General features: G+C 71.3%; 26 protein-coding genes. 10 read left to right on the plus strand and 16 right to left on the minus strand.

Annotation, left to right across the window (positions count from 1 at the left end; translation table 11 throughout):
• Window positions 1-265: 265 nt before the first annotated feature.
• The 9 genes from V7E09_RS00740 to V7E09_RS00780 all read right to left on the minus strand — a co-directional run bounded on the left by V7E09_RS00740 (window position 266) and on the right by V7E09_RS00780 (window position 7,834).
• Entirely contained in the window at window positions 266-727 is a 462-nt protein-coding gene (locus tag V7E09_RS00740) for an aminoacyl-tRNA deacylase (RefSeq protein ID WP_324522908.1), read from the minus strand.
• Between the two features lie 71 nt (window positions 728-798).
• A complete protein-coding gene (locus tag V7E09_RS00745; protein WP_324510717.1) occupies window positions 799-1,965 on the minus strand; it encodes an MFS transporter in 1,167 nt (388 codons plus the stop codon).
• A gap of 95 nt (window positions 1,966-2,060) precedes the next feature.
• Window positions 2,061-3,746, minus strand: coding sequence for a glutamine--tRNA ligase/YqeY domain fusion protein (locus V7E09_RS00750; protein ID WP_324510676.1), 1,686 nt, complete (start codon window positions 3,744-3,746; stop codon window positions 2,061-2,063).
• Window positions 3,747-3,924: 178 nt separating this feature from the next.
• On the minus strand, window positions 3,925-4,638 hold the full coding sequence (locus V7E09_RS00755) for a cytochrome b5-like heme/steroid binding domain-containing protein (RefSeq protein ID WP_324510675.1): 714 nt from the start codon (window positions 4,636-4,638) through the stop codon (window positions 3,925-3,927).
• 71 nt (window positions 4,639-4,709) lie between these two features.
• On the minus strand, window positions 4,710-5,072 hold the full coding sequence (locus tag V7E09_RS00760; protein ID WP_324510674.1) for a thiol-disulfide oxidoreductase DCC family protein: 363 nt from the start codon (window positions 5,070-5,072) through the stop codon (window positions 4,710-4,712).
• Window positions 5,072-5,452, minus strand: coding sequence for an ankyrin repeat domain-containing protein (locus tag V7E09_RS00765; RefSeq protein ID WP_324510673.1), 381 nt, complete (start codon window positions 5,450-5,452; stop codon window positions 5,072-5,074). Before V7E09_RS00765 ends, V7E09_RS00760 begins: the two co-directional genes overlap by 1 nt.
• A 54-nt stretch (window positions 5,453-5,506) precedes the next feature.
• Window positions 5,507-6,556 (minus strand): ketopantoate reductase family protein, encoded by a 1,050-nt coding sequence (locus tag V7E09_RS00770; protein ID WP_324510672.1) that lies wholly within the window; start codon window positions 6,554-6,556, stop codon window positions 5,507-5,509.
• A 349-nt stretch (window positions 6,557-6,905) separates the two neighbouring features.
• Window positions 6,906-7,490 carry a protoglobin domain-containing protein gene (locus V7E09_RS00775; protein ID WP_324510671.1) on the minus strand — a complete coding sequence of 195 codons (585 nt, stop codon included), beginning with the start codon at window positions 7,488-7,490 and terminating at the stop codon, window positions 6,906-6,908.
• An 11-nt stretch (window positions 7,491-7,501) separates the two neighbouring features.
• The gene (locus V7E09_RS00780; RefSeq protein WP_324510670.1) at window positions 7,502-7,834 is read right to left on the minus strand and encodes a roadblock/LC7 domain-containing protein; all 333 of its coding nucleotides are present in this window, start codon (window positions 7,832-7,834) and stop codon (window positions 7,502-7,504) included.
• A gap of 254 nt (window positions 7,835-8,088) precedes the next feature.
• Here V7E09_RS00780 and V7E09_RS00785 point away from each other — a divergent pair, with 254 nt between their 5' ends.
• Genes V7E09_RS00785 through yaaA form a run of 5 tightly spaced genes read left to right on the plus strand, consistent with a single transcriptional unit; the run spans window position 8,089 to window position 13,508 of the window.
• Window positions 8,089-8,805, plus strand: coding sequence for an OmpA family protein (locus V7E09_RS00785; RefSeq protein WP_324510669.1), 717 nt, complete (start codon window positions 8,089-8,091; stop codon window positions 8,803-8,805).
• 19 nt (window positions 8,806-8,824) lie between these two features.
• Window positions 8,825-10,396 carry a hypothetical protein gene (locus V7E09_RS00790; RefSeq protein ID WP_324510668.1) on the plus strand — a complete coding sequence of 524 codons (1,572 nt, stop codon included), beginning with the start codon at window positions 8,825-8,827 and terminating at the stop codon, window positions 10,394-10,396.
• Window positions 10,393-11,856: an ATP-binding cassette domain-containing protein gene (locus V7E09_RS00795; RefSeq protein WP_324510667.1), complete on the plus strand. Its 1,464-nt coding sequence runs from the start codon at window positions 10,393-10,395 to the stop codon at window positions 11,854-11,856. The genes V7E09_RS00790 and V7E09_RS00795 overlap by 4 nt, the downstream gene beginning before the upstream one ends.
• A gap of 57 nt (window positions 11,857-11,913) precedes the next feature.
• Complete coding sequence (locus V7E09_RS00800) at window positions 11,914-12,651, plus strand: DUF3152 domain-containing protein (protein ID WP_324510666.1); 738 nt, start codon at window positions 11,914-11,916, stop codon at window positions 12,649-12,651.
• Window positions 12,652-12,680: 29 nt separating this feature from the next.
• Window positions 12,681-13,508 carry a peroxide stress protein YaaA gene (gene yaaA, locus V7E09_RS00805; protein WP_324510665.1) on the plus strand — a complete coding sequence of 276 codons (828 nt, stop codon included), beginning with the start codon at window positions 12,681-12,683 and terminating at the stop codon, window positions 13,506-13,508.
• 55 nt (window positions 13,509-13,563) lie between these two features.
• On the opposite strand, the gene V7E09_RS00810 is transcribed toward yaaA, so the two are convergent.
• On the minus strand, window positions 13,564-14,151 hold the full coding sequence (locus V7E09_RS00810) for a histidine phosphatase family protein (RefSeq protein WP_324510664.1): 588 nt from the start codon (window positions 14,149-14,151) through the stop codon (window positions 13,564-13,566).
• 32 nt (window positions 14,152-14,183) lie between these two features.
• Between V7E09_RS00810 and V7E09_RS00815 the strand changes: the two genes are divergently transcribed.
• Window positions 14,184-14,711 (plus strand): bifunctional adenosylcobinamide kinase/adenosylcobinamide-phosphate guanylyltransferase, encoded by a 528-nt coding sequence (locus tag V7E09_RS00815; RefSeq protein ID WP_324510663.1) that lies wholly within the window; start codon window positions 14,184-14,186, stop codon window positions 14,709-14,711.
• 224 nt (window positions 14,712-14,935) lie between these two features.
• Here V7E09_RS00815 and V7E09_RS00820 read toward each other — a convergent pair whose 3' ends face one another.
• On the minus strand, window positions 14,936-15,859 hold the full coding sequence (locus tag V7E09_RS00820; RefSeq protein ID WP_324522909.1) for an adenosylcobinamide-GDP ribazoletransferase: 924 nt from the start codon (window positions 15,857-15,859) through the stop codon (window positions 14,936-14,938).
• Window positions 15,860-15,992: 133 nt separating this feature from the next.
• Window positions 15,993-17,015, minus strand: coding sequence for a nicotinate-nucleotide--dimethylbenzimidazole phosphoribosyltransferase (gene cobT / locus V7E09_RS00825; protein WP_324512282.1), 1,023 nt, complete (start codon window positions 17,013-17,015; stop codon window positions 15,993-15,995).
• Window positions 17,016-17,054: 39 nt separating this feature from the next.
• Between cobT and V7E09_RS00830 the strand changes: the two genes are divergently transcribed.
• Window positions 17,055-17,690, plus strand: a complete 636-nt coding sequence (locus tag V7E09_RS00830; RefSeq protein ID WP_324512283.1) for an IMPACT family protein — start codon at window positions 17,055-17,057, stop codon at window positions 17,688-17,690.
• Window positions 17,691-17,781: 91 nt separating this feature from the next.
• Here V7E09_RS00830 and V7E09_RS00835 read toward each other — a convergent pair whose 3' ends face one another.
• Together V7E09_RS00835 and V7E09_RS00840 are read right to left on the minus strand one after the other, a co-directional pair.
• Complete coding sequence (locus V7E09_RS00835; protein WP_324512284.1) at window positions 17,782-19,287, minus strand: MDR family MFS transporter; 1,506 nt, start codon at window positions 19,285-19,287, stop codon at window positions 17,782-17,784.
• A 137-nt stretch (window positions 19,288-19,424) separates the two neighbouring features.
• Window positions 19,425-21,164 (minus strand): glycoside hydrolase family 13 protein, encoded by a 1,740-nt coding sequence (locus tag V7E09_RS00840; RefSeq protein WP_324522910.1) that lies wholly within the window; start codon window positions 21,162-21,164, stop codon window positions 19,425-19,427.
• Window positions 21,165-21,331: 167 nt separating this feature from the next.
• Here V7E09_RS00840 and V7E09_RS00845 point away from each other — a divergent pair, with 167 nt between their 5' ends.
• A complete protein-coding gene (locus V7E09_RS00845; RefSeq protein WP_324512286.1) occupies window positions 21,332-22,252 on the plus strand; it encodes an NADP-dependent oxidoreductase in 921 nt (306 codons plus the stop codon).
• Between the two features lie 43 nt (window positions 22,253-22,295).
• On the opposite strand, the gene V7E09_RS00850 is transcribed toward V7E09_RS00845, so the two are convergent.
• Window positions 22,296-23,741 carry a dihydrolipoyl dehydrogenase family protein gene (locus tag V7E09_RS00850; RefSeq protein WP_324522911.1) on the minus strand — a complete coding sequence of 482 codons (1,446 nt, stop codon included), beginning with the start codon at window positions 23,739-23,741 and terminating at the stop codon, window positions 22,296-22,298.
• On the opposite strand from V7E09_RS00850, the gene V7E09_RS00855 reads away from it, so the two are divergent.
• Window positions 23,740-24,135 carry a DUF2218 domain-containing protein gene (locus tag V7E09_RS00855; RefSeq protein ID WP_324512288.1) on the plus strand — a complete coding sequence of 132 codons (396 nt, stop codon included), beginning with the start codon at window positions 23,740-23,742 and terminating at the stop codon, window positions 24,133-24,135. The two genes, V7E09_RS00850 and V7E09_RS00855, sit on opposite strands and share 2 nt — an antisense overlap.
• On the plus strand, window positions 24,132-25,532 hold the full coding sequence (gene fumC, locus V7E09_RS00860) for a class II fumarate hydratase (RefSeq protein ID WP_324522912.1): 1,401 nt from the start codon (window positions 24,132-24,134) through the stop codon (window positions 25,530-25,532). Before V7E09_RS00855 ends, fumC begins: the two co-directional genes overlap by 4 nt.
• Window positions 25,533-25,613: 81 nt before the next feature.
• On the opposite strand, the gene V7E09_RS00865 is transcribed toward fumC, so the two are convergent.
• Window positions 25,614-26,066, minus strand: a complete 453-nt coding sequence (locus tag V7E09_RS00865) for a hypothetical protein (RefSeq protein ID WP_324511483.1) — start codon at window positions 26,064-26,066, stop codon at window positions 25,614-25,616.
• Between the last annotated feature and the right edge of the window lie 120 nt (window positions 26,067-26,186).

Below are 26,186 nucleotides of genomic sequence, written 5' to 3' on the forward strand. Positions count from 1 at the left end.
GCGTCGGCGCTTGGGTCAGACATTAAGGTGCGCGACCGACAATTGTCTCCTCCGGCGCGTTCACTCCATCACTTCGACCCGCATGGGACTCACCATCGCACGCCATTTTTGTTGGGGCCGCGCATCGCGAAACCCCGCGCACCCAGGCAGATTCACGCGCCGATCTGCTGGCCACGCGAAAGGCCCCGCCAGATTCCGCCGGGAAATCTGGCGCATTCCACAGCGCCGCGGGTACGAGCCGAAACAGCAACGACGGAAGGTGTTTTCAGTCCATGAGGTCGGCGACATCGGCGTGGAGAGCCTCGATGAGCGCGTCGGCTTCCACGGTGATGCCCACCCCCGCGGCACCGCCGCCCACCGAGATGCGGCGCCCGACGATGCTCGCGTCCGCGATCACCGGCCAGGCGGTGGTCGCGCCCAGCGGGGTGATCGTGCCGCGCACGTATCCGGTGACGTCGCGGGCCGTGTCGGCGTCGGGCAGCGACAGCCGCGACACCCCCAGCAGGGCGCGCAACTTACGCCAACTGAACGTGCCGTCTCCGGGAACCAGCAGGAAGAGGTAGTCGTCGGTACCCCGCCGCACCACGAGGGTCTTGACCAGGTCGTGGGGGTCGATGCCCCGCGCGGCGGCCGCCTCGGCCAGCGAACGGATCGGGCCGTCATGCTGGGTGGCCTCGAAGTCGAGGCCGAGCGCGGTCGCTGCCAAGGTTGCAGGTGTCGTGGGCACGAGACCCACCGTAGGCGATGGCCGCAGGCAACGCGCATCCACGTGAGGTTGAGTGGAATGTGCGGAGCGCGTCAGGCAGTGGTGGCGCGGGGGCGACGCCCGCGCACGACGGGCGCGAGGGCGATCACAGCGACCCCGGCGAGGATGAGCAGCGTGAGGCTGACCTGAAGGCTGGTGAGGTCGCTGACGGCTCCGACGATGGGGGAGCAGGCCAGGAACCCCACCCGCAGCAGCCAGCTCACCAGGGTGATCCCGGTGCCTTCGGGCAGGCCGGGGAGGCGTCCGGCAGCCGCGTAGGCGGCGGGGATGATCGTCGCGCAGCCGAACCCGGCCAGGGCGTAGCCGAGCATGACCGCGGCCAGTCCAGGTGCGGCCACCACGAGGACACCGCCGACGGCGATGAGGATGCCCCCCGCCCGGATCACGTTGACCCGGCCCCAGCGATCGGTGGCCGGGTCGCCCAGGACGCGGCCCACGAACTGAGCGGCCAGCATGATCGTGTACCCGAAGCCCGCAACGCCTGCCGTCGCGCCGACCGTCTGCACCAGATAGACCGCCGACCAGTTGAAACCGATGTCTTCGACGAGCGCCCCCGCGATGGCCAGGACGGCCAGCGGCACAATGGCGGCCCAGGCTCCCGGGGGGAGCTTGGTGGGAGGCGCGGGCTGGTCGTCGGGGAGGTGCGCGGACGTGCCAGCGGGCAGGCGTCCCAGCCAGGTGGCCACGGCGGCCAGCAGCACCGTGAAGGCTGCGACGCCGGAGAGGTGGATCCCCAGCGGGACGTGCGCCGCGGCGGCGAAGGCGCCGATGAGGCCGCCCAGGGTCGCCCCCAGGCTCCACAGGGCGTGCAGGGAGTTGATGATGGTGCGTCGGTACGCGTCCTCGACGGCGACGCCGTGGACGTTCTGGGCGGCGTCCACGATCGAGTCGGTGAACCCGGCGATGGCGATGGCGATCGCGAACACGGTGAATACCGGCGCGAAGCCAGCCAACGAGACGGCCAGCGCCATGACGACGGTGCCGCCCAGCGACACGGCCTGGGCGCCGAACCGGCGAATCAGCGGCGCGGGCAGGGCCGAGGCGAGCATGGCGGCCAGCGGGCTGATCGCGACCATGAGTCCGAAGGCCGTATTGGACAGGTCGAAGGACGCCTTGATCTCGGGGTAGCGCGGCAGCAGCCCTGCCATCATCAGCCCGTTGGTGAAGAAGAACAGCGAGATGCCGGCGCGGGCGCGCACGGGATTCAAGAACGCCACAATCCTGGAGTTTACTCCGCCGCGGAGGTTACGTCACGCATCCGTGCGCCTTCCCCGGCGTCGATGATCATGCCTTGTCAGCCGCGCTTCTGGACGGCGGCCCACTCGTCGCGCAGGCCCACCGTGCGGTGGAAAAGGCCCGGCAGCTCCGGATCGGCCGCGAAGTATCCCAGGCGCTCGAACTGGAGGACCTCGCCGGGGGAGACGTCGGCCAGTGCGGCCTCGAGCTTCGCCCCGCGCAGCGCTTCGCGGCTCGCCGGGTTGAGGTCATCCAGCGGCTCGCCCGTCTCGGCACCGGGTACATCCGTGGTGAACAGCCGGTCGTACAGGTTCACGGTGGCATCCCACGCGTGCGGCGCAGACACCCAGTGCATGGTCGACTTCACCTTGCGGCCATCGGGGGAATCGCCGCCACGGGTCGCCGGATCGTAGGTGGCATTCACCTGGACGACGCGCCCGTCGAGGTCCTTGACCACGTCGGTGGCGGTGACGAAGTACGCGCCCCGCAGCCGCACCTCGCGTCCGGGGGAGAGCCGGAAGTACTTCGGGGGCGGCACCTCGGCGAAGTCCTCCGCCTCGATCCACAGCTGCCCGGAGAACGCGACCGGACGCGTCCCGTCGTCGGGGTCCTTGGGGTTGTTGGCCAGGTCGAAGTACTCCACGACGGGGTCGCCAGCCTCGTCGGTGGGCCAGTTGGTCAGCACCAGCTTGAGCGGGTGCAGCACGGCCATCCGACGCCGAGAGGAGCGATCCAGGTCGCGGCGCACGTAGCTTTCGAGCTCCTCGATCGCTTTGCGGGAGTTGGTCTTGGTGATGCCGATGGCGTCGCAGAAGGCGCGCAAGGCGGTGGCGGGGTAGCCGCGGCGGCGCAGGCCGCGCAGCGTGGGCATGCGCGGATCGTCCCAGCCGTCGACGACGCCTTCCTCGACCAGCTTGCGCAGGCGCCGCTTGGAGGTGATCGTGTGCGTCAGCTCCAGCCGGGCGAACTCGCGCTGCTTCGGCGCCGCCGACGTGAGCGGGAGCTGGTTCAGGAACCACTCGTACAGCGGCCGGTGGGACTCGAACTCCAGGGTGCACAGCGAATGGGTGGTGCCCTCGATGGCGTCCGACTGGCCGTGCGCCCAGTCGTAGGTGGGGTAGATCGGCCAAGCGTCGCCGGTGTTGTGGTGATGCGCGTGCCGGATCCGGTACATGACCGGGTCGCGCATCTGCATGTTCTCGTGGGCCATGTCGATCTTCGCCCGCAGGACGCGCGAGCCGTCGGGGAACTCACCGGCCCGCATCCGGCGGAGCAGGTCGAGGTTCTCCTCCGGCGAACGCTCCCGGAACGGGGAGTCGACTCCGGGGACGCCAAAGCTGCCGCGGGTCGCCGACATGGTCTCGGCGTCCTGATCGTCGACGTAGGCCAGCCCCTGGCCCACGAGGAGTTCGGCCCAGTCGTACAACTCGCCGAAGTAGTCCGAGGCGTGGCATACCGAGACAGGGTGGAAGCCGAGCCATTCGATGTCGTCGACGATCGACTCGACGTACTCGGCGTCCTCGGCGTCAGGGTTGGTGTCGTCCAGACGCAGGACCGTGGTGCCGTCGAAGTCCTCTGCGACGCCGAAGTCGACCGTGATGGCCTTCAGGTGACCGATGTGGAGGTAGCCGTTCGGTTCCGGGGGGAAGCGGGTCTGGACGCGCCCCCCGTAGACGCCCTGTGCGGTGTCGGCGCGGACGATGTCGCGGATGAAGTCGCTGGCTCCGGACGGGGAATCGGTCATGGGCGAAGGCTACCCAATCGGGGTGCGGCGTCAGTAGCCGAGCGCCTCGCGGTTGGGGCCTGGCTCCGCCGCCGGGAAGTGGTAGCTCGCGAGGCGGGGAGCAACTACGCGGCGAGCGTGGATCCCGTCGCCGTGATGCGGAGCCCCTCGTCTCGCGGAGCTCTCGCCCCGTGCCGGGTCACGGGGCCAGGACGCCGATCTGCAGGGGCGCGAGCTGGCTGGCCGGTCGCGCCTGCCCCCCGTGCTGGGTGGAGAACGCGACGGTGGCGTCCGTGCCGCACAGGGCAATGATGCGCTGCTGCCCGCCGGGATGCTGCCCGATCCAGTCGGTGAGGTCATAGACCCGGCCGTCGACGGCGGCCCAGCAGTGTGCGGCCGTGTTGTGCTGGGCCACGTCGGCCAGCGTGTAGGTGGGGGCCGCCGAGGTGCCGGGCGCCGTGGTCGTCGCGGGTGCGCCGGCTCCCCACACCGCGGTCGCGCCGGTGTGCCCGGTCGCGACCGTCAGCCCTACGACGGCGACGCAGGCCGTGAGGGTCAGCGCGCCCGACGCCATCGCGGGCAGCGCCGGGCTGCCGGGCGGGGCGGCGTCCCGGCGGCGCTCGAGCCACCACCAGGCCCAGGCCAGGGCGGCGGTGGCGAGCGCGACGATGGTGAGGGCGTCCCCGAACGAGGCGTGGGACTCAGGCCGGCGCACCTGGGTGGCCAGCTGCTCGCCGGTGACCTTGGCGGCGATGGCTGCCAGAGCCCCCACGCTGAGAGTGGCCAGGGCGAGGGTCCCGTAGCGGCTGCGGACGCGCGGCCACAGGACGGTCGCGATCACGGCCAGCGCCCCGACGGGCAGCGCGACGACCGCGAGGTGGACGACGAGCGGATGCAGCGGCAGGTCCAACATGGCCCGAGTCTACGTAATGTTGACCGTTCAAGTGAACCCGGCGGGCTTGTCCACTGAGCGGGCGGGACGCGTCAGGAGTCGAGCGAGCAGGCGGGCGTCCCTCCCGGGAGGCGATGCCGGTGCCGGGCGATCCAGGCGTAGGTCGCCGCGGCCGGACGCCGGAGCGCGCGTGATCCCAGCAGGGCTCCGGCCCAGCGTGCGGGGGCCGGCCCGGCGAGCAGGATGCCAGCCCAGGCCTCGTGGCCGTAGACGACGCCGCCATCGGGGCGGATCAGCGGCATCTCCTGCTCGGCACGCACCCCGTCCACGCGGAGGGCAGCGAGGTCGACGGCGGTCAGCGGCGCCACCGCGACCCCCGGGACGTGGTGTCGCACGAGTCCGATCCAACGGGCGCAGAACCCGCAGTCAGGGTCGTACAGCGCCAGCGGCCTCATCAGCCGAACAGGTCCGGACGCCCGAACATGGCGGCCGTCGCGCGGGCGGTCGGCATCCCGGCATCGGGGTCGGCACCCGCCGCCAGCAGAGCTGCGATCACGGCGTCGGCCTGCTTGAACACGGCCCCGGCCAACGGGGACTGGCCCCGATGGTTGAGGGCGTCCACGTCGGCACCCCTCGTGGCCAGCGCGGCCACCGTCTCGGGGTGATCGTGATAGGCGGCCAGCATCAGCAGCGTGTTGCCGTCGGCATCGGTCAGATCGACCGGGGCGCCCGCGTCAACGTAGGCGGCCAGGCGTGCGCTGTCGCCCTCCCGGGCGAGGTCGAACAGCCAGTTCGCCAGTTCGACCGGATCGCTGCCATCGGGAATCTCGCGCATGCCCCGATTCTAGGGAACAGCCACTCCCGCGGCCCGCAGCGCACCGGCTCGTCCTCAGACCGAGGGCTGGGCCGTCCCCGCGCGCAGCAGCGACAGCAGCGCCTCGGGGCGGTGCCGGAAGGCCTCCAGGTCGCGCTCGCCCGAGGAGAGCGCGTCGAGGGTGCTGGTCAGCACGCGGTTCACCGGCGTGGGGACGCCCAGCCTCTCCCCATGGCGGACGACCGCTCCGTTGATGTAGTCGACCTCGGTGCGGCCGCGTCCCCCGTGCAGGTCGATGTGGAAACTCGGCATCTTGTCCCCGCGGCTGTCGCCCAACAACCGCGTCAGCACCGGCTGCAGGATCACGCGCGGGGCGCGGCGAGCGCCGAACGCCAACGCGCGGACGGGCGTCGAGGGCAGATCGACCGGAGCGAACCCGAGGGCGGACATGACGGCCACCGTCTCCCGCAACGCGGCGATCTCCAGGGCAAACAGCCGGCGGTCGGCATAGATCGCCCGCACCGGCAGATCGAGGATCGCGGAGGCGGCGTTGCCCTGCAGGTTGGTGATGAGCTTCGACCACTTCATCGGACCGGCCTGCGGGTAGGAACGTGCGCCCAGCCCGGCGTCGTCCAGCGCCGCGACGACCTGGTCGGACAGCGGGTGGCCCGCGGCGATGCCGATGCCGCGATGCGTCTCCTCCACGACCTCACCCAGCCCCGGTTTCGCGATGGCCGTGGCGACTGCCCCCGCGATCACCCGGTCGACGCCGAGCGCCGTCGCGATCAGAGGCTCGTTGTCGACGCCGTTCTGCAGCGACAGCACCGTCGGGATCCGGACCCCGGTGCCGGACAGTTCCTCCAGGGCGGCCGCGGTGTCGAACGACTTCAGCGCGAACACCAGGACGTCCCAGCGCGTGGCCGCGAGGGCAGCCCCGGGCTCGGTGAACAGGCGCACGTCTCGTACCCGGCGCGTCCCCGTACCCGTCGTGATGCTCAGGCCCCGTTCGGCGATCGCCTCGGCCGGGCCCGGCTGCTCGATGAAGCCCACCTCGTGCCCCGCCGCGGCGAGGGAGCCGCCGACATAGGTCCCCAGGGCTCCGGCGCCCAGGAAGCAGAACTTCATGGGGTCAGCCTAGTGAAGCAGACCCGATCACTTGGCTCGTTTCCCCGATCCCGACGGGGAGCGCACCGTCGGATCCCCGGAGGAACGTGCGCGAGAACCCCAGCCACGCCAGCGTCACGCGGGGGCCGGCCGATGGCTCACGTGGCCGGATCCGTCCTGAGACAAATGCGCGGAATTCTCCCCGTGGGAGAAGTCTCGTGGAGCCTTTACTAGGGGTTTTGCTGCCGAAGGAGATTTCCTTCGGGGAGCGGGTGATGTGAGACGGGTGACCTGGAGGAAAGGGAAAGACTCCCGCACGCACACGACGGCGAATTCCGTCAGGAATCCGCCGTCGGAGTGATGTGATGAGTCAGTTGCCGACTTCTTCGCGGGCGCCGACGAGGGCGTCCTTGATCTCGGCGTCACGCAGTCGGGCCAACAACGCCTCGGGCATTCCGGCGACCTCGAACAGCGCCGAACTGACGGCGTGGTCGTAGCCCCAGGTGATGACCGATCCGGTCATTCCTGCGACACGACGGAACGCCTCGGCGACCTTGTGGGCCTCCTCCGGGGGTAGCCCTAGGCGGCCCTGGTTCTGAGCGACGAAGTCGGCCACGAACTCCGCCATGGCAAGCATCATCGGGTTGGTGACGCGACGGATCACGTGGATCAGCCCCACCATGGCCATCCAGGACCAGTAGTTGTCGTCGATGGGGCCGCGGACGGTGCGCGTCCACCAGTCCACCAGCGTCTGCTCCCGCATGGGTCGCTCGCCCTCGGCGAACACCTCCGCGGTCGGCTCATGGGCGAACAAGGTGTCGTAGAACGCCTGCACGATCTCCGGCCCCAAGGCGAGCAGTTCGTCGGCGTGAGCGGCGATGACCGCCGCCTGCTCCGGTGACACCCGGATGGCAGGCGGCGTCTGATCGATCGCCTGGCGGGCGATCTCCCGCATGGGATCCATCGTCAGGCCTGCCCGAGGATCTGCTTGATGTCGACGGCGGCGACGCGCGCCTCCAGGCGCATGAGGCCGAGGTTGGAGTCGATCGGACCCGACAGGACCAGCACCGCGTCCTTGCCCGCGGCGTAGACGACGAGGTAGCCGTTGTCGCCGCGGATCACGGCCTCGGCGAGACCGCCCAGGTTGGTGCGTTCGGTGATCCGCTTGCCCAGGCCCAGGGCGGTGGCGGACATGGCCGCCACCCGCTCGGCCTCGGCGTCGGGAAAATCGTGTGCGACGGCCAGGCCGTCGACCGAGGCGATCATGACGCCGTGCAGTTCGGGAATCGCGCGATGCATGGCAGAGATGATGCGTTGCAATTCCATGGATTTGCTGGCTTGGTGCTGCGCTACAGACATGGTAAAGAAGCCCCCCGCTTCGTGAAGTAGTGCCGTGATGATGGGAAAACACTGTTGTTCAGCGTCCATGTTGCCAGCGTCTCGTCGATCACGCACCTTGGTGTCACGTGAGGCCTGAGGGTTGCTGGCCCATCCATGAGGAACAGTAGCTGTACGGCTGTTGATAGTATACCGGCCGGGGGGAGGTATCGGACATGTCCGGAATTGCAAGGAAGAGCACTGCTCTGTTCGCCACGATTGGCCTAGTCGCCGCGCTCGTTCCCGGAACCGCGTGGGTCGCCGGGGGTATTCGTTCGTCGGTCCAGGGCGAAGCCACGAATAGGCTCGCGTCGGCGTCGATCAGCGCCTACGTCGAGGTCGTGGGCCGTGACGTCACGCTCAGCGGTGCCGACGAGGCAACTTTGGAGCGCGCCCGGGCGACCCTGGACGGCGTTCCCGGGCTGGGTTCGGTGACGCTGGTGCCCCAGCCCGTCTCCAGCCCCACGGCGACCCCGACGCCGTCCACGGCCACGGCCACGGCGCGGCCGACCGCGACACCGACGCCGACGCCGACCCCGTCGGGCCCGTTGCCGAGCGTGAACGCGATCATGTTCCCGGGGTCGAGTGCCCGGCTGCCCGCCTCCGCGGTGGCCGAAGTGGACGCCCTCGCCCAGATTCTGCGGTCGCGTCCCGACGCCCGGGTCACGCTGACCGGGCACACCGACAGCGGACGCACCCAGAGCGTGCGTGTCATGCTCGGCCAGGAGCGCGCCGACGCGGTGGCCCAGGCCCTGGAGCAGCGCGGCATCGCCGCGTCGCGGATCACCACGACGAGCCAGGCGGATCGTCAGCCCGTGGCCTCGAATGCGTCGGCCGAGGGCCGGGCGCAGAACCGACGCGTGAGCGTCACCTTGTCCTCGGACAACGGCTGAGTTGGATGGAGACGGAGTGATGCTGGACGCTCTCGGGATCGTGTGGGGGCAGGTCGCGATCGTGGTGGCCATCGCGGCCCTGTGCGCAGGGCTGCTCGGATGGTTGATCGGATCGCGCCGCTCGCGCTCCACGTCCCGTGCCACGCCGGGCGCCGTCGAGGCCACCCCCGCAGCGGCTGCGCGCCTCGCAGAGTCCCCCTCCGCTCATCAGGAGGCCCCGGCGCCCTGGACGCCGGTCACCGCGTCCCGCCCCGAGACCACCGCCTCGTGGACGCCCCCGCACGAGCCGGTCGCGGAACCCCTCGACTCGCCGGCGCCGAGCGTGGAGGCGACCGTCGGGGACGCACCCGCCCCGTGGACGTCCGAGACCGAGTCCGACCCCCAGATCCCGACCGCGGAGCGGGCGCAGGAGCCCGCACGCGCGGATCACTCGCTGGGTGAGCCCACGGTGACCTGGGCTCCGTTCACGCAGCCCCGCGCGACGCAGGCGCCCGTCACCGACGACACCACGGTGCTCGCGCACTCGGCGCTCGACGAGGACGCTTCCCTCCCCGAGGAGGCGGTCGGCGTTGCTTCCTGGCCGAAAGTCACGCCCGCCACGGACGCACCCGATCCGTCCTCGGCGCCGGAGGAACCCCTCCGGGAGGCCGCGGCCGACGAGCGGCCCGTTCCCGGCTATCGCTCGGACGAGCCGGAATCATGGTTCGCCGAAGAGCCGATCGTGCTGGCACCCTCCCTGGATCCTTCCCCGGAGGACCCGCTCGCCGATCAGGACGTCAAAGGCGATGACGCTGCGGACGCGTCCCCGCGACGCGCCGATGTGCCCGCAGCCGAGCCTGGCCCGGGCCAGTTGCGGGACAACTCCGACCCGGAGGCCTGGTTCGTGGAGCATCCCGTTCCCGCCGCTCCGGTCGCAGCCGCAGCCGAGGACGACTGGGCCGCGGAGGCGTCGGTCGGTGACGACGCGGAGGTCCCCGAGGGCGTGCCCGACCCCGACCCCGAGCCCGATGACGAGGCCGCAGACCACCGGGACCCCGACGCGGACCCCGACGAGGTCACGTCGCCGCAGGGCCCCGACGACGAGGCGTCCCCGGGGAGCGATCCCGAGGAAGAGGCGCTCCCGGGGAGCGATCCCGAGGAAGAGGCGCTCCCGGGGAGCGATCCCGAGGAAGCCGACGCCGTCCCGGCCGAGGACACCCCAGGCCCCGCCGACGCCGCTGAGCCGGTCGAGACCGTCGCCGCGACGGAGGCCGCGGAGCCGTCGTCCCCTGAGCCCGGCCAGAACCAGAATCAGCCCTCGCCGGCCGGAACCCTTCCCGATGAACCCGCCGAGATCGCGGACCTGAAACGCCAACTCCTCGCCATGGAGCGGGAGTTGGCGCGGCTGGAGGGAGGCGCCGTGAGCGCCTGGGACGCGACCGTCCCGCACCTCGAGCAGCGCATCGAGCAACTCCAACGCGACAACGCCGATCTGCAGTCCGCCCTCCGGCGCGCCCTGGACGACCTGCAGACCAGCGCCCACGAAGTCGGCTCGCTCCGACACACCCTCAGCGAACAGCGAACCCTTCTCGACGACGGTGAACAGCCATGACAACGGTATTGGTGGACGAGGCCGACTATCCGATCGGCATCGAAGGCATCACGAAATCCTTCGGCGCGGTGGACGTGCTGCGCGGGGTCGACCTGGAACTGCGCCCCGGCGAGATCATGGGACTGGTCGGCCGTAACGGTGTCGGCAAGTCCACCCTGGCCGCCGTCCTGGCCGGGACGCTGCAGGCCGACGCAGGCGTCGCCCAGTACGCGGGGACGCCCCTGGAGCCGTGGCAGGTCAGCATCATCGAGCAGCAACTGCGGCTCGACCCGACCATGAGCGTCGCCGAGGCACTGTTTCGCCAGTCCGAGGTGCAGCACCTGCCCGACGCCGAAGTCCAGGCGGCCGCCCGCCGGGCCCTCATCGAGGCAGGCATCGCCTTGGACCCCGAGGATCGACTCGGCGACCTGCAGGAGTCCGACCGCCGCCTCGTCGAGGTGGTGCGCCTGCTCGCCGACCCGCGCCGGCTCATGATCATCGATGAGGTCAGCACCACCTTCAACGCGCGCGAGACCGAAGATCTCCGCTTCGCGGCCAGGCGGGCCACCGGAGGGCATCGATCAATCCTGTTCATCACCCACCGCCTCGAGGAAGCCCTGGAGCTGTGCGACCGCGTCGCCGTCATGCGGGACGGCTTGGTCGTCGAGGTGGTCAGTTCGCTGACCGCGACGCCGGAGTCCCTCAGCGAGGCCATGTTCGGGCGCGTCGTGGAACTGCGCCCGCGCAACGCCCAGGTCAGCAAGAAGAACCTCCTGTCGGTCACCGGCCTGGACGCGGGGGGCGCCCTGCCGGTCTCCTTCGATCTCCACGAGGGCGAGGTGCTGGGGCTGTGCGGGGCGCGGGACTCCGGCGTCGACACGCTGATCCACGCGCTCACCGGGGACGCTCCCCGCGTCGTGGGCAGCATCGCGCTGGGCGGGGAGCAGGTCACCATCGCGTCCCCGAGGGACGCCTCCCGGTTGCGGCTCGGCGTCCTGGCGGGCGCGGCCGATCAGGGCAGCGACACCTACTTCGCCCGGAACCTGATGATGCTCGACGATCCGTCGGAGGAGGACTACGACGCCAACGTGGAGGACACCGCGGCGATCCTGCTGGCCTTCCGCGAGGCGGACGCTCACGCCAGCAAGCTGTTCAACCGGCCCGCCCTTTCCGTCGGCCAGCGACGCTGGCGGCAGCTGCGGGAACTCGCCGCCGAACACTCCCGCCTGCTCATCCTCATCGAACCCACGCGGGGCATGGACCTGTCCGCGCGCGAAGAGTTCACCGCCCTTCTCGACGAGGTGACCGGCCGCGGCGTCGGCGTCCTCCTGCTGGCCTCTGACGAGGCAGAACTTCACCTGCTGAGCGACCGGCTCCTCGTGATGGCGAACGGCCAGGTCGAGGCCGAATGGAACCCGATCGACGTGTCGGTCGAGCAACTCGCCGAGGTGACCCGCGGCGACTGGCCACCCGCAGTGTGATCGTGCGGGCGTGGCCGCGCCCGGCGATCGTCACCGCCATGACCTAGGGTGGCCGACATGGGGGCAGCAGGTGATCGAGACGCCCAGGCGGGGCGGTCGGGCTGGTGGCCCGTCTTCCTCCTGCTCGTGCTCGCGTTGACCCTCGGTGGGTTCTGGGCCGTCAACCGGTCCGGAGCGGGGCAGGCGTCCCCGGCCGGGGGCGGCACCACCGTCTCCCCCTCCCCGTCGATCCCGCCGATCGCCCGACAGCAGGTATGGACGTCCGACACCCGGGCGTCCGGGGTGTACCTGCTTAACACCATCGCCGCCGAACCTGCCCTCCCCGCGCCCCACACCGTCCGGTACGTGGTGAAGGTGGAGGACACCACCCAGGTCGCCCCCGACGAGGCCGCCGCCGAGATCCAGCGCATCCTCGACGACCCACGCGGCTGGGCTGGCTACGGCAAACGCAACTTCACTCTCGTCACGGACGAGGCCGCCGCCGACCTGACCGTCTATCTCACGTCCCCGTCGACCACCCACGAGCTGTGCAAACCCACCGACGTCGGCTTCGCCTGGAACTGCAGCGACGAGAAGCGGGTCGTGCTCAACTCCGACCGCTGGCGGTTCATGACGCCCACGTACGACGATCTGGGCGCCTACCGCGCCTACCTCGTCAACCACGAGGTCGGCAGCTTCCTCGGCCAAGGCGTGGCCACCTGCCCCAAACCCGGCGCCAACGCTCCCGTGATGATGCAGCAGGGGATCGATCTGGGCGGCTGCCTGCCCAACGCCTGGCCGCGCGACGCCGACTGACCGCGCGCGTCGTGCCCTAGGCTCGCATCGTGATCACCATCCTGTCCCCGGCCAAATCGCTGGACTTCACCTCCACGCCGGCGACACGCGCGTTCACCGAACCCCGGCTGCTTTCGGACTCCCAGGAACTCATCGCCGACCTGCGCAGACTCAGCGTCTCTGACGTCGCCGGACTGATGCACATCTCGGACGAACTCGCCGCCCTCAACGCGCAGCGCTACGCCGACTTCGCGGTGCCGTTCACCCGAGCCAACGCCCGGCAGGCGATCCTCGCGTTCGACGGAGACGTTTACCAGGGGCTCGACGCCCCTGCCAGCTTCACCACCCGCGACTACACCGAGGCGCAGAAGACCCTACGGATCCTGTCCGGGCTGTACGGCGTCCTGCGTCCGCTGGACCTCATGCAGCCCTATCGGCTCGAGATGGGCACCCGACTGCGCACCGCGCGCGGTTCCTCCCTGTACGACTTCTGGGCCGGGACACCGACCCGTCTGCTCAGCGAGGACCTGGCGGCCTCGCCGGGGGCGGATGTGCTGGTCAATCTGGCCTCCGACGAGTACGCCAAGGTGGTCCGCCCGCGCGAGTTGGGCGTCCCGATCGTCAGCCCGCGGTTCCTGGACACCGACGCCCGCGGACGCCGCAGCATCGTGTCCTTCTACGCCAAACGCGCCCGCGGTGCGATGGCGGCGTGGATCGTGCGCGCACGGGTGCGCTCGCGCTCCCGGCTCAGCGCCTTCGACGCACTCGGCTACCGCTTCGATGCGCAGGCCTCCAGCGAGGCCGTCCCGGTGTTCGTCCGGAGCTTTGAGGACCGGCCCGTCCCGGCGTCCGCCGCAGGAGGCGTCCCTCGGGGCTGACACCGCCCCCGCGGCAATCTGGGCGGGGCGGGGAACTCGGGTGCCGGCCTCTCGATCAGGAGGACGGTGCGGCGTCCCCGGCCGGACGGGCCTGCGGGGGAGCGTGGACGATCCCCCCGTTGGGGAGTTCGAACCAGTCGACGTCGCGGGGTCCCTTGCCACGCAGCATCGCCATCGCCACCTGGATGACGTGCCCGTGGGTGACCAGCACGAGGCGTCCGGGGTGAGCCTGCATGAGTCGGGGAAGCGTCTCGGCGAGGCGGCCGTACAGGTCCGCGACCGATTCGCCGTTGCCCCAGCGGATCTCGTTGATGTGTCCGGTCCCGCCGGCGCTGCTGCTCGTCAACTCGGAGAACAGCTGGCCCTCCATGTCTCCGAAGAACTGCTCGCGTAGCCCGGCGTCCAGGAACAGGGGCACGGCGAGGGCGTCCTGGATGATCTCGGCGGTCACGCGTGCCCGCTGCAGATCCGAGGCGACGAGGGCGACCGGCCTGGGCTCGGCGGCGAGCAGCGAGGCGGCCGTCGCAGCCTGGGTGTGGCCCAGCGGCGTCAGGGGGCTGTCCCAGTGGCCGACGACGCGGCCCTGGGCGTTGCCGACGCATTGGCCATGTCGGACGAACGTGATGGCGTGCGGTTGGAGCACGTGTTCAGCCTAGCGACAGGTAAGGTGCCGGGGTGCGCGTGTTGGTGACCGGAGGCGTCCGAAGCGGAAAGTCGAGCCATGCCGAGAGGCTGCTCGCCGACGAGGCGGCGGTGACCTACGTCACGCCGGGGTATCCGGCCGACCCGCAGGCGGACCCGGAATGGGCGGCCCGGGTGGCCGCGCATCAGGCTTCGCGTCCGGCGTCCTGGACGACCCTGGAGACCGTCGATGTCGCGCACGCCCTGCGGGTGACGCGCGGCCCGGTGCTCGTGGACTGCCTGGGCACGTGGCTGACACGGCAGCTCGACGCCGTCGGCTGGGAGTCCCCGCGGGACCGGATCCGCCGCGAACTGGGGGAGCGCACCGCCGAGTTGGCCGATGCCGTTGCCGGGCATCCGGGTCCTGTGGTGATCGTCACCAACGAGGTCGGCTGGGGCGTGGTGCCGGAGCACCGTTCGGGACGGCTGTTCACCGACCAACTCGGGTGGACCAACCAGGCGGTCGCCCGCAGCGTCGACGACGTGATCCTGGTCGTGGCAGGCCGAACCCTCCACCTCTGACGCACCCTCCACCTCTGACGCCGAGGACTGAGCCCCACCCCGCCGAAGACTGAGCCCCACCCCGCCGAGGACTGGGTTTCACGGCGCCGAGGACTGAGCCTCGCGTTGTTGAGGACTGGCGTCTGGTCACAGATGAGAGCGGGAAGTCGTTGAGGGGCGCAGGCTCAGTCTTCGGCGGGTGCAGGTTCAGTCTTCGGCGGGTGTCCTGGGTGGGGACGGGCGGGTCAGGTCATGGAGAGGGCGAGGAGGAGGCCCAGGGTGGCGGCCTCCACGAGGGCTCCCAGGACGTCGCCCGTGATGCCTCCCAGGCGCTGGAGGGCTCGTACCAGGACGCCGACAGCGGCCAGGCCGCCGAGCAGGAGGGCCAACGGCCAGCCCCACCAGGGCACAGCCGGACCGGCGAGGCCAGCCAGGACGCCGACGAGGACGCCCACCGCGAGGTTGACCGCCACCGTGACACCCAGCAGCCACGTCGGGACCGCGCCGGCCATCGCCTGCCCGAGCCCGTCGTGGCGGGCGGCGGGCACCAGCGAAGCGCACCCCAGAGCCAGCGCGAGCCGCCCGGAGGCCAGTGCCAACCCGGCGAGCGCCCAGCCCGCCGGACGCGTCAGCAGGTCCCCCAGCAGCACCGCCTGAGCGCCGTAGACGAGCACCAGCGTCACGGCGCCCATCGGCCCCACGTTGCCCAGCCGCATGATCTCCAGGGCGCGCTCGCGGGCACGCCCCGATCCGATGCCGTCGGCGGTGTCGGCCAGCCCATCGGCGTGAATGGCGCGCGTCGCCCACGACAGCGCTCCGATCGTCAGGAAGCCGGCGGCGGTCGCCGGGACGCCGAGCAGCACGAGGACCCAGCCGGTGAGCGCGCACGCCAGCGTCAGCGGCAGCACCACCAGCCACGCGCCGGCCATCGCGACGCGGGCGACGGCGGCGTCCACGCGCAGCGGCGCGGGGCCGGGGATCGCGGTGAGCGTCCCCCATGCCAGCCGGACGCCGTCGCGCAGCGCACCTCCGGTGTCGTCGCGGGGCGCGTCATCGGTCTCGTCGCGCGGGTCAGGGCCGTCGTCGCGCTGCTCCCCACGGGTCTCGTCGCGCGGGTCAGGGCCGTCGTTGGGCTGCTCCCCACGGGTCTCGTCGTGCGGCGCGTTCACCGCGACCCTCCTGCTGCGAGGGATGCCGCAGGACGGCGAACGGGATGGGGCCGTCCCCCGCCCGCCGCACCCGGACGCCGCGAGGAATGCCACGCCGCCCCCGGGCCGGGGGCGCACCGCAGCGCGCCCAGGGTCACGACAGATCCGCCAGGGCGGCGATCTCACGCAGCGCCGCGCCGGACGCCTCGAGGACGGGGACGGCCAGGACGGCGCCGGTGCCCTCGCCGAGCCGCAGGCCAAGATCGAGGATCGGCGTCAGGCCGAGGCGACGCTGGGCCAAGGCACAGCCGGGCTCAGTGGAGACGTGACCGGCGACCATCCAGGCCGAGGCGCCCGGCGCGAGTTCCTCCGCCATGAGGGCTTCGGCGCTGGCGATCAGGCCGTCCACGACGACGGGGACGCCGCGCCGCACCGCGCCGATCATGAAGCCGGTCGCGGCGGCGATGTCGGCCGACCCGAGGGCGGCGAGGCGCTGCCGCGGATCGGTGGCGCGGGCGCCGACCCGGTCCAGGGCGGCGTCGATGGCTGCGGCCTTGCGGGCCAGGCCGTCGGCGTCGACGCCCGTTCCGGATCCGGCGACGTCGCCACCGCGCAGGCCGAGCGTGGCGGCGACCAACGCCGCCGACGGCGTGGTGTTGCCGATGCCCAGGTCCCCGGCGATGAGGAGCTGGGCGCCGTCGGCGATCGCTTCGGCGGCGATCTGGTCGCCGGCGGCGAGCGCGGCGTCGAGTTCGTCGGCGGTGAGGGCGTCCTCGTCGCTGATGGGACGCGCCGGGCGCACGTGGAACCGGGTGACCTCTGCGGGAACGCCCGTCAGCCCGTCGACGCCCAGGTCGTAGAGCGCCACCGTGGCTCCGACGCTGCGGGCCAGCGCGCTGATCCCGGCGTGGCCCTCCAGGATGCCGTGCGCCATGGCGAGGGTGACGGCGGTGGGGTAGGCGGAGACACCGCGGGCGGCAACGCCGTGGTCGCCCGCGAAGACGACGACGCGCACGTCGGTCAGCGGGGCAGGCGGGTTGACGCCTTGGCAGGCGGCCAGCCAGGAGCCGAGCTCCTCCAGGCGCCCGAGGGCGCCGAGCGGCTTGGCTTGGGCGTCGCTGCGGGACTGAGCGGCGGCGCGGACGGTGGGGTCGGGAGCAGTCACGGGATTCGTCATAGCGGCATCCATCCTGTCACCGTCTGGCAGGCTGCGGACATGCGTTCGTGGTTACCGCAGGGTTTCTTCGCCCGCACCGAGATCGAGGTGAAGCGTTCCCGCTTCCTCGCGACGCTGGCCCGAGCCGACTCCGAGGAACAAGCGCGCGGCGTCGTGGCTCAGGTGCGCGGCACGTTCCCCGACGCCCGCCATCACTGCCTGGCGTTCATCATCGACCTGCCCGATGCGCAACCGATCGAACGGAGCTCCGACGATGGGGAACCTGCCGGGACGGCGGGGATGCCGATGCTGGAGGTGCTGCGAGGCGCCGAGCTGGGCCATGTCGTCGCCGTCGTCACGCGCTACTTCGGCGGGGTTCTGCTGGGCACCGGTGGTCTGGTGCGGGCGTACTCCGACGCCGTGGCCGCCGTGCTGGCCGACACCCCGCGGGTGGTTCCGCAGCGCCGGATCCTGTGGGGTCTGGATGTGAGCCCGGCGGAGGCCGGACGCGTCCAGGGCGCGCTCCTGAACCGGGGCCTTGAGGTCGTGGACGCCGACTGGGGGGCGACGGTGCGGCTCACGGTGGCCGTCGCCGACCCGGACGCGGCCCTGCCGGTGGTGCGCGAGTTGACGCAATCGGAGCTCACGCCGGTCGATCTGGGCGTCCGCATCGTCGAGGTTCCCCTCGCCCCCTGACGTGGGGCCGGGAGCAAGGGAAACCCGGAGCAAGGGGGAAGAGGTCCGGGCCCCCGCCGTGTGGCAGGGGCCCGGGTGCGGTGGTGGCGGGTCAGGCGAGGCCGTGCGGGTCGGGGACGGCTGCCGGGGCGCCCCCGTCGGCGGTGTCCTCAGGTGCGTCCTCGGGTGGCTTGCGGAGGAAGAACCCGGTGACCACGGCCGCGGTCCAGACGGCCCCCGCGCCCAGGAACGCCCAGTGCGAGCCCGTGAGCATGGCCTGGGCGTCCGGTTGGCCGGCCGACGTGGCCACCGCGGTCTGCATCGCGAAGACGGTGACGAACAGGGAGGTGCCTGCCGCCCCGGCGACCTGCTGGATGGTGCCGATCATCGCCGAGCCGTGCGAGTACAGGCGGGGCGGCAGGACGCCCAGGGCGACGGTGAACAGCGGGGTGAAGATGAACGCGAAGCTGACGCTCATGACGATGTGGGCGACCATCACGGCCCACCACGGGGTGGTCGGGGTCAGCATCGAGAAGAACCAGAACACGCCCAGCACGACCAGGCTGGCCGGGACGACCAGGACACGCGGCCCCACCTTGTCGTACAGGCGCCCGACGAGGGGGCCGAGCAGGCCCATGGCGACGCCACCGGGCAGCATCATGAGGCCGACGTGCAACGGCTCGAGCCCGTACACGTTCTGCAGCAGGAGCGGCAGCATGATGATCGAGCCGAACATGGCCATCATGGCGATCGCCATCATCAGCAAGGCGATGGTGAACGTCGAGTAGGTGAAGGTGCGCAGATCCAGGAACGCGCTGCCGCGTCCCTGGAGCACCAGTTGCCGGGCGACGAAGCCCATCAGCCCAGCCACGCCGATGCCGATCGCCAGCAGCGGCTCCCAGAAGGGGGCGTCGGAGCCGATGAGGCTCAGGCCGTAGATCAGGGGACCGAACGCGAGGACGGTGAGCGGGATCGACACCAGGTCGAGGGGCTGCTTGGTGGTCTCGGATGCGTTGCGCAGGCCGCGGCGGCCCAGCACCAGCATCAGCAGCGCGATCGGCAGGACGAACGCGAAGATGAACCGCCACGACCCCAGTTGCAGGAGCAGGCCGGACAGGGTGGGTCCGACGGCGGGGGCCACGGAGATCACCAGGGAGATGTTGCCCATGATGGTGCCGCGGTGGTGGGGCGGGACGAGCGTCATGATGGTCGTCATCAGCAGGGGCATCATGACGGCCGTACCGGAGGCCTGCACGACGCGGGCAGCGAGCAGCAGCGGGAAGTTGGGTGCCAGCGCTGCGGCCAGAGTGCCGATGCTGAACAGCGACATGGCCAGGGTGAACACCGCTCGCGTCGGGACGCGCTGCAGCAGCCAGCCGGTGATCGGGATGATGACCGCCATCGTCAGCATGAACGCGGTGGTCAGCCACTGCGCCGCCCGCTCCGTGACGTGGAAGTCGGCCATGATCTTGGTCAGCGCGACGTTCATCGTCGTCTCGTTGAGGATCACCACGAAGGCCGCGATGAGCAGGATCGTGATGATCGACCGGTCGGCCTGGTCGAGTCGGTCGGGCGGTGAGGCCGACGGGGACGTCAGCGCCTGGTCGGTGGGGGACATGGGGAACCTCCGCGGAGAACGTTGGGACTGCGTGGTCGTCCTTGACCCCGAATGGATAGCTGGAACAGGTTAGCGGCGAAACGCAGCGACCCCAAGCCTTGTTGCGGGCTCGGGGTCGCGGCGTGCCACGGCGAGGATCAGAGGGCGATCCAGGTGGTCGCGTCGAGGGGAAGCAGCCCCTCGACCAGCGGGGCGGAGGTCAGCAGAACCTCCCCGGCGGGCAGGGATACCGGCGCGGAACCGAAGTTGACCACGACCGCGAGGGCGTCCCCGCGTTGGAACGCCACCACGTCGGCGCCCAGATCCAGCCACGAGAGCTCCCCGGTGCGGAACTCGGGGCGTGCCCGGCGCAGCGCCAGGGCCGCCCGGTAGAGGCTGAGCGTCGAGCCCGGGTCGGAGGCCTGCTTCTCGGCGGTCAGGTCGGCCCAGGCTGCGGGCTGGGGCAGCCACGGCTGCGCGTCGGTCCCGAAGCCGAAGGGGGACGCCTGACCCGACCACGGCATCGGGACGCGGCAGCCGTCACGCCCACGGAGGCGGCGGCCGGAGCGCTCCCACGTCGGGTCGTCGAGGAGGTCTTCGGGGATGTCCTCGACCTCCGGCAAGCCCAGTTCCTCGCCTTGGTAGACGTACGCGCCGCCGGGCAGGGACAACTCCAGCAGGGCGGCGGCGCGCGCCCGTCGCAGGCCCAGCTCCACGTCGGTGGGGATCGGGTGCATCCGGATGGTGCGTTCGGCCGGATCCTCCCAGCCCTCGCCCTCGACGCTCTGGGCGAAGTTGGTGCCCGTCTCCGGCTTGCCGAAGCGGGTGACGACCCGGATCGTGTCGTGGTTGCCCAGGACCCATGTGGTGGGGGCCCCGACGGCCCCGTGCGCGGGCAGGCTCTTGGTGATGACGGCGCGTTGCGACTCGGCCGACCATTCGCTCAACAGCGCGTCGAAGTTGAACGTGCTGTGCAGCCGGTCGGGGGTGACGTACTCGATGAGTCGCTGAATCGGGTCGAGGTAGGCCTCCGCGACGAACACCCGCTCGCCGAGGTCGGAATCGGCGTATTCGCGCGCGACGGCGCGCCAGCGGCGCTGGATCGCCTCGACGCCCGGGTAGTCCCATTGCGGGCTGCCCTCGTGCTTGTCGTTGGCGCCGTGGCCGGTGAAGGGGCTGAGCGTCACGTCGGGCAGGGCCGGGTCCTTGGCCATCGCGTCGGCGACGTCGATCCGGAATCCGTCGACGCCGCGATCGAACCAGAACCGCAGCACATCGTCGAACAGGGCGGGCACGGCCGGGTTGTCCCAGTTCCAGTCCGGCTGCGAGACGTCGAACATGTGGAGATACCACTGCCCGGGCGTCCCGTCGGGGTTCGTCGTCCGCGACCAGGCGGGACCGCCGAACATGGAGCCCCAGTTGTTGGGCGGCAGGTCGCCGTTCTCTCCCCGGCCGTCGCGGAAGTAGTACAGCTCCCGTTCGGGGGAGCCGGGGGCGGCAGCGAGGGCGGCCTGGAACAGCGGGTGATCCCACGAGGAGTGGTTGGGCACCAGGTCGATGAACACGCGCAGGCCGAGGCGGTGGGCGGTGGTGAGGAGCTCGTCGGCGTCGGCGAGCGTCCCGAAGCGGGGTGAGATGTCGCGGTAGTCGGCGACGTCGTAGCCGCCGTCCAGCAGCGGGGAGGGATACCAGGGGCTGACCCACAAGGCGTCGACCCCGAGGTCGGCCAGGTAGGGAAGCTTGGAGATGATGCCCTGGACGTCCCCGGTGCCGTTGTTGTCGGCGTCGGCGAAGGAGCGCGGATACACCTGGTAGACGACGGCGTTGCGCCACCAGTCCGGGTCGTGGAAGTGCGGGTTCTGGGCCGCGATCTGCGGCGTTGCGGATGCGTTGGTCACCCGAACAGTCTTTCCCTCCGCCCAGCCGGGGGCAAGTCTTTGCCGCAAAGAATATTCGGCTCGCCGGGCTCGTGTGCGGTGGTGTGCCGGGGGCAGGGGCGACCCCCGGAACAGACGCCCCTGACATGCTCCGGAATACCCTGGCGCCCCAGTTTTGTTGAAGCTTCATGAGTGTGCATCGCGAAGCCATCCAAACCGCGTTCGGCGGCCCTGAACTGATCTCTCTCGTCGAGGCGCCTGTGCCCTCGCCGGGCCCCGGCGAGGTGCGCGTCAAGGTCGCCGCAGCCGGGCTCAACCCCGTCGACTGGAAGCTGGCCGCCTACCCGGCCCTGGCGGAGATGTTCGGCGTCACCATCCCCGGTGGCTACGGCAGTGACTTCTCCGGCATCGTCGACGCCCTCGGCCCCGACGTCACCGGGTTCGCGGTCGGCGACGCAGTGTTCGGCGGAGCCCGCGGTCACGCGGTGGCCGACTACACGGTCGTCCCGACCTCCGCCCTCCTCCCCGTCCCCGAGGGGCTGAGCCTCGACGATGCCGCGACGCTGCCCATCGCGGGCGCCACCGCCGCGGCCGCGCTGGCCCCGCTCGCGCTCGGCCCCCAGGACACCGTCCTCATCGGCGGCGCGGCGGGCGGCGTCGGCGTCCTTGCCGTGCAACTCGCGGCCGCCACCGGAGCCACCGTCGTGGCCACCGGATCCCCGGCCAACCACGACTTCCTCGCCGGGCTGGGCGCCCTCCCGGTGGCCTACGGCGACGGCCTCGCCGACCGGGTCCGCGGGCTGACCGATCGCCCCGTGACCGCCGCGGTCGACCTCCAAGGCACCGCGACCGTCGAGGCCGCGCTCGCCCTGGGCGTCGCTCCCGAGCGCATCACCGCGATCGCTGCTGGTGGAGACCTGCCCGCGGGCGTCATCTCGACCGGCGGGGCGGCTGCCGCTCCGGGTGCCCTCGCCGACGTTGCCGCTCGGGTCGCCTCCGGCGAACTGCGCGTGGAGATCGCCGGACGCTATCCGCTCGACGAACTCCCCGCCGCCGTCGCGCGGCTCGCCGAGGGGCACGTGCGCGGCAAGCTCATCGTCGTCGCCTGAGTCACCCCCGTGCCGGGCGCCCCGGATCGGCGTCCGGTGCGGGTCACCCCGCCCGCAGCGCGCGGGGCAACGCCTCCAATAACCGCAGCCACAGCTCCGAGGCGGTCGGGTAGGACGGCACCGCGTGCCGCAGCACGTCGACTGGCACCCGGCCGACGATCGCGATGGTCGCGGCATGCACCAGCTCGGCCACGTCCGGGCCCACGAAGGTCGCACCCACCACGACCCCCGCGTCAGCGTCCACGACGAGCTGTGCTCGGCCCGACGCGTCGTCCTGCAGCAGGCTCGCCCCGGCGGCGGCCGTCCAGGGCACGGACGCGGTCACGATCCGGCCCCCGGCCGCCCGCGCCGCGGCCTCCGTGAATCCGACGGCCGCCACCTGGGGATCGGTGAACACGACCTGGGGCACCGGCACGACTTCCGGGGTGGGGGCGTCCGCCTCGGCACCCCCGAAGCGGTGCGCCAATGCGGTGCCCAGCACCCGCGCCCGATACTTCCCCCAGTGCGTCAGCGGCGCTTCTCCGCTCGCGTCGCCCACCGCGAACAGCCACGGCGGCAGCCGACCGGCCACCACGTCGGCCGCGGTCAGGCCGACCGACTCCAGGCCGACGTCCCCCAGCCGGGGAATCCGTCCCGTCGCAACCAGCACCTCGTCGACGTCCAGCGAACCGCCCGGCCACTCCACGCGGACCGGTCCGCCGTGGACGCGGCCCAGTCCCGTGGCGCGTGCGTCCGGCCGGGACGCCGACGTGGCCTCGACGCCGAACCGCACCTCCACCGACGCCGCTCGCAGCCCGTCGGCGACCAGCGCGGACGCGAACGGCTCCTGCTGGGGGAGGAGCCGGTCCCCGCGCACCAGGAGGGTCACCTTCGAGCCGAGCGCCGCCATCCAGGTGGCTGCCTCGGTGGCGACGACGCCGCCGCCGACGATCGCGAGCCGGGCCGGCACCTCGACGACGCCGGTGGCGTCCCGCGACGTCCACGCCTCGAGGCCCCGATAGGGCGCAGGCACCGCCGGGACGCTCCCGGTAGCCAGCACCACCGCGTGGCGGGCCGTCAGCGTGCGGACGCCGTCGGGCCCGGCCACCCGGACGGTGCGCTCACCGGTGAGGGTCGCGTGGCCACGGACCGGCGCCAGGCCCGCGTCCTCGGCCCAGCGCACCTGGCCGGCGTCGTCGTAGCCGGAGACCCAGGCGTTCCGCCGGGCCAGCAGGGCGTCCGGGTCGAGGCGGGTCCCGGTCACGCCCGGCAGGTGCGTGGCCGAGCCGAGCACGCTGAGGGGGCGCAGCAGCGCCTTGCTGGGGATGCAGGCGTAATAGGAGCACTCGCCGCCGAACAGTTCGCCGTCGACGAGGGCGGCGTGCAAGCCGGTGCCGTCGGTGGCGTACTGCGCGACGTTCTCCCCGACGGGGCCACCGCCGAGAACTATGAGGTCGAACGTGTCCGGTTCCATGACTCCCAGGGTGGCACGCAGGTAGCGTGGTGGCATGGTCACGATCCGTAGCACCGCCATCGTTCCCACCGACCGGGCGGCCCGGTTCGGCAAACAACTGAGTTCGCACCTCGGCCGCCGTCTGGGCGGTGAGTGGCTCGACGACGAGCAGCGCGGCAGCGTGAACTTCGAGGTGGCCACCGCCACCTTGGAGGCCTCTCCCGAGGCTCTGACGCTGACCGTCCTCACCGACGACCCCGACGCCGTGGAACGCTTCGAGAACGTGGTGGGACGGCACCTGGTGCGGTTCGGGCGCGAGGCGAATTTCGTGGTGACCTGGCATCGCTCCGACGGCGGCGCCGGCAGCGAGCAACGGTTCGACGATCCCGAGGACGAGCACCCTGCCCGTCCCGCACGTGAGGGCGAACACGCCCAGGAGGAGCAGCGATGACGCGCGTAGAGACCGACAGCATGGGGCCGATCGAGGTGCCGGAGGACGCCTACTGGGGTGCGCAGACGCAGCGCTCCCTGGGCAACTTCGACATCGGCCGCGACACCTTCGTGTGGGGCCGTCCCATGATCAAGGCGCTCGGCGTCCTGAAGAAGGCGGCCGCCCAGGCCAACGGCGAGCTGGGCGAGCTGCCCGCCGACATCGCCGACTACGTCGTGCGTGCCGCCGACGACGTGATCGCCGGACGCCTCGACGACCAGTTCCCGCTGGTCGTGTTCCAGACCGGTTCCGGCACCCAGTCCAACATGAACGCCAACGAGGTCATCAGCAACCGGGCCATCGAGCTGGCCGGCGGGGAGCGTGGCTCGAAGAAGCCGGTTCACCCCAACGATCACGTCAACCGTGGCCAGAGCTCCAATGACACCTTCCCGACCGCGATGCACATCGCCGTGGTGGGCGAGCTGAACGATCGCCTCTACGGCGCGATCACGCACCTGCGCGACACGCTGGCCGCCAAGGCCGACGACTTCGCCGAGGTCGTCATGGTGGGCCGGACCCACCTCCAGGACGCCACCCCGGTGACGCTCGGGCAGGTCATCAGCGGCTGGGTCGCCCAGATCGACTTCGCGCTGGAGGACATTCACCACGCCGAGGTCGGCGTCCGGGAGCTGGCCATCGGCGGCACCGCCGTGGGTACGGGCCTCAACGCGCACCCCGATTTCGGCAAGCTCGCCGCCCAGAAGATCTCCGAGGAGACCGGCCTGGAGTTCGTGCAGGCGCCCAACCTGTTCGCCAGCCTGTCGGCCCACGATGCCCTGGTCGAGGTCAGCTCGGCGCTGCGGCTGCTCGCCGGCGCGATGATGAAGATCGCCAACGACGTCCGCTGGTACGCCTCCGGGCCGCGCAACGGCATCGGCGAACTGCGGATCCCCGAGAACGAGCCGGGCAGCTCGATCATGCCGGGCAAGGTCAACCCGACCCAGAGCGAAGCGGTCACCATGGTTGCCACCCGGGTGTTCGGCAACGACGCCACGGTCGGCTTCGCCGGGAGCCAGGGCAACTTCCAGCTCAACGTGTTCAAGCCGGTCATGGCGCATGCGGTGCTGGAGTCGACCCGCCTGCTTGCCGACGCCGCACGGTCGTTCACCGATCACGCCATCGCCGGGCTGGAGCCGAACCTGGAGCGCATCCAGGCCAACCTGGACAGCAACCTGATGCAGGTCACCGCCCTCAACCGCCACATCGGCTACGACGCCGCCGCGGCGATCGCGAAGGACGCCAACAAGACGGGGTCGACGCTGCGCGAGGCGGCGCTGCGGTCCGGCAAGCTCACGGAGGCCGAGTTCGACGCCTGGGTCGTGCCGATGGACATGACCCACCCGTCGGCCGCCGAGTGAGCCGAGGGCCGCTCAGCTGACACAGCACCGCCGGGGCCCGCGATTCGTCGCGGACCCCGGCGGTGTCGTGCGTGTGGCTGCTCAGTTGCCGAACGAACCAGGCATGTCGAGGGAGTAGTACTTCCCCTGGTAGGTGGCGCCGGCCCAGATGTTGATGGACTTCTTCGCGGTGCCGCTGATGGCGACCCGGCCCGCGTAGGAGACGTAGTTGCCGGTGTCGATGGCGTAGTTCTTGAAGTCCCGGCTCTCCACCTTGAGCTGCATGGGGATCCGCTTGCCGGTGTTGTTGTAGAGGATCGCGCAGTTGGTCCCACTCTTGGCGGAGGAGTAGAACACCTCCAACCGGAGGATGACGCGCTGCGCGCTGTCCCGCGCAACCTTTCCGCCGACGTAGGAACCGGCGCAGGTCGACGGCGTCGAGCCGTTGCCTCCGGTGTAGGTGGCGGCGCTCGCGCTGGGGGCGGTCGTGGTGATCAGCGCGAGGGCGCTGACGGCGGCCAGGGCGCCGGTGAGCAATCGGGAACGAATGGACATGGGGGGCTCCTTCGTGATGCGGGGTGAGGTCATACTTCGGGGGGTGATCGGTCCGCGGTGAAGCGGGCCGACCAAGGGGGACGTTATTGACCCGGAGCGCCGGGGTCAAGCCCGGCAATA

The organism is Propioniciclava sp. (assembly GCF_036744435.1).
GTDB lineage: Bacteria > Actinomycetota > Actinomycetes > Propionibacteriales > Propionibacteriaceae > Propioniciclava.

What these genes read in the sequence shown, in the direction of transcription:
- V7E09_RS00790 (WP_324510668.1), top strand. Translation starts at nt 8,825, where the DNA reads ATGCTGGACGCTCTCGGGATCGTGTGGGGGCAGGTCGCGATCGTGGTG.
- V7E09_RS00865 (WP_324511483.1), bottom strand. Translation starts at nt 26,066, where the DNA reads ATGTCCATTCGTTCCCGATTGCTCACCGGCGCCCTGGCCGCCGTCAGC.
- V7E09_RS00755 (WP_324510675.1), bottom strand. Translation starts at nt 4,638, where the DNA reads ATGTTGGACCTGCCGCTGCATCCGCTCGTCGTCCACCTCGCGGTCGTC.
- V7E09_RS00800 (WP_324510666.1), top strand. Translation starts at nt 11,914, where the DNA reads ATGGGGGCAGCAGGTGATCGAGACGCCCAGGCGGGGCGGTCGGGCTGG.
- V7E09_RS00780 (WP_324510670.1), bottom strand. Translation starts at nt 7,834, where the DNA reads ATGCATCGCGCGATTCCCGAACTGCACGGCGTCATGATCGCCTCGGTC.
- V7E09_RS00770 (WP_324510672.1), bottom strand. Translation starts at nt 6,556, where the DNA reads ATGAAGTTCTGCTTCCTGGGCGCCGGAGCCCTGGGGACCTATGTCGGC.
- V7E09_RS00795 (WP_324510667.1), top strand. Translation starts at nt 10,393, where the DNA reads ATGACAACGGTATTGGTGGACGAGGCCGACTATCCGATCGGCATCGAA.
- V7E09_RS00750 (WP_324510676.1), bottom strand. Translation starts at nt 3,746, where the DNA reads ATGACCGATTCCCCGTCCGGAGCCAGCGACTTCATCCGCGACATCGTC.
- V7E09_RS00835 (WP_324512284.1), bottom strand. Translation starts at nt 19,287, where the DNA reads ATGTCCCCCACCGACCAGGCGCTGACGTCCCCGTCGGCCTCACCGCCC.
- V7E09_RS00785 (WP_324510669.1), top strand. Translation starts at nt 8,089, where the DNA reads ATGTCCGGAATTGCAAGGAAGAGCACTGCTCTGTTCGCCACGATTGGC.
- V7E09_RS00830 (WP_324512283.1), top strand. Translation starts at nt 17,055, where the DNA reads ATGCGTTCGTGGTTACCGCAGGGTTTCTTCGCCCGCACCGAGATCGAG.
- V7E09_RS00845 (WP_324512286.1), top strand. Translation starts at nt 21,332, where the DNA reads ATGAGTGTGCATCGCGAAGCCATCCAAACCGCGTTCGGCGGCCCTGAA.
- V7E09_RS00850 (WP_324522911.1), bottom strand. Translation starts at nt 23,741, where the DNA reads ATGCCACCACGCTACCTGCGTGCCACCCTGGGAGTCATGGAACCGGAC.
- fumC (WP_324522912.1), top strand. Translation starts at nt 24,132, where the DNA reads ATGACGCGCGTAGAGACCGACAGCATGGGGCCGATCGAGGTGCCGGAG.
- V7E09_RS00775 (WP_324510671.1), bottom strand. Translation starts at nt 7,490, where the DNA reads ATGCGGGAGATCGCCCGCCAGGCGATCGATCAGACGCCGCCTGCCATC.
- V7E09_RS00760 (WP_324510674.1), bottom strand. Translation starts at nt 5,072, where the DNA reads ATGAGGCCGCTGGCGCTGTACGACCCTGACTGCGGGTTCTGCGCCCGT.
- V7E09_RS00855 (WP_324512288.1), top strand. Translation starts at nt 23,740, where the DNA reads ATGGTCACGATCCGTAGCACCGCCATCGTTCCCACCGACCGGGCGGCC.
- V7E09_RS00765 (WP_324510673.1), bottom strand. Translation starts at nt 5,452, where the DNA reads ATGCGCGAGATTCCCGATGGCAGCGATCCGGTCGAACTGGCGAACTGG.
- cobT (WP_324512282.1), bottom strand. Translation starts at nt 17,015, where the DNA reads ATGACGAATCCCGTGACTGCTCCCGACCCCACCGTCCGCGCCGCCGCT.